Here is a 1,022-nt window from a genome sequence, read left to right as displayed (position 1 = left end):
TGATGCTCGTCTACCTGCAGAACGCCTGGAAACAGCATCTGGCCGCAGGCGAGCCGGACAATGAAGAGACGCTACTGGCCGCCATTCGCGAGGGCGCCGTCATGCGCGTGCGGCCGAAGGCCATGACTGTTGCCGTGGTTATGGCGGGCTTATTGCCCATCCTGATCGGACATGGCACCGGCTCTGAAGTCATGACCCGCATCGCTGCTCCCATGGTCGGCGGGATGGTCACGGCCCCGCTATTGAGCATGCTTGTCATCCCCGCTGCCTGGTACTTGATCCATCGGAAGCGCCCCATCACTAAACACCACTCTCCGAACCTTAAAGCGTCCTCAGTCGAGGCTTCATAACCATTTTTTTGAAAGAAAGACCCATGAAAACAACTCACTTACTTGCCGCAGCCCTCACATGTGCAGCGTTCACAACAGTCCATGCTCAGGACGTGAAAATGCCAAAGAAGCCAGCTGCAAGTGCATCAGCTTCCACCATGCCCTTAGTTGATGGTGAAGTCCGCAAGGTTGACATCCAAAAGAACCTTGTCGTCCTGCGTCACGGAGATATTCCGAACCTGGCGATGCCGGCCATGACCATGGGCTTCGAGGTATCCGATAAGAAGATGCTCGACGGCTTAAAGGTTGGCGATAAGGTGAAGTTCCAAGCAGAGTCGATCAATGGCAAAGCTATGGTCACGGAATTGAAACCGAACCATTGATAGAAGAAGGGACTGTCATTGGCGTTGTTGCACTACAGGGACTTCCCGTCAACGCAAGCGCTGATCAGTAACTTTTGACTAACCTGACTGCCAAGACGATCAAGGTGCTTGAAACGAGAAACAGACTGCACATCTACAGACGGTGTTAGGCACGAGGTGTGCGCCCCCTGAAACAAACCGCGCGGGCGTGTCCGAATTTTTGTGTAAACGGTTCGGACTTCAATTGACGGAGATGCGGTCTCCGAACTGAATGGTAAAGCGGGTCAGCGCAGCCTTCCAATCCCGGATGGGCATGGTCCACTTCTGACTG

General features: G+C 54.2%; 2 protein-coding genes. Both read left to right on the top strand.

The features are described from left to right. On the top strand, positions 1–350 hold a 350-nt coding region (locus EIC84_RS25830), incomplete at its 5' end, for an efflux RND transporter permease subunit (RefSeq protein ID WP_134737366.1). A 23-nt stretch (positions 351–373) separates the two neighbouring features. Next, on the top strand, positions 374–712 hold the full coding sequence (locus EIC84_RS25825) for a copper-binding protein (protein WP_003067087.1): 339 nt from the start codon (positions 374–376) through the stop codon (positions 710–712). The last annotated feature ends 310 nt before the right edge of the window (positions 713–1,022 follow it).

The sequence above is a fragment of the Comamonas sp. A23 genome, assembly GCF_004522605.1.
In the GTDB taxonomy this organism is placed as follows: domain Bacteria; phylum Pseudomonadota; class Gammaproteobacteria; order Burkholderiales; family Burkholderiaceae_C; genus Comamonas; species Comamonas thiooxydans.
The sequence above is the reverse complement of the archived record's forward strand: the minus strand, read 5'-3'. Positions and strand labels throughout refer to the sequence as shown.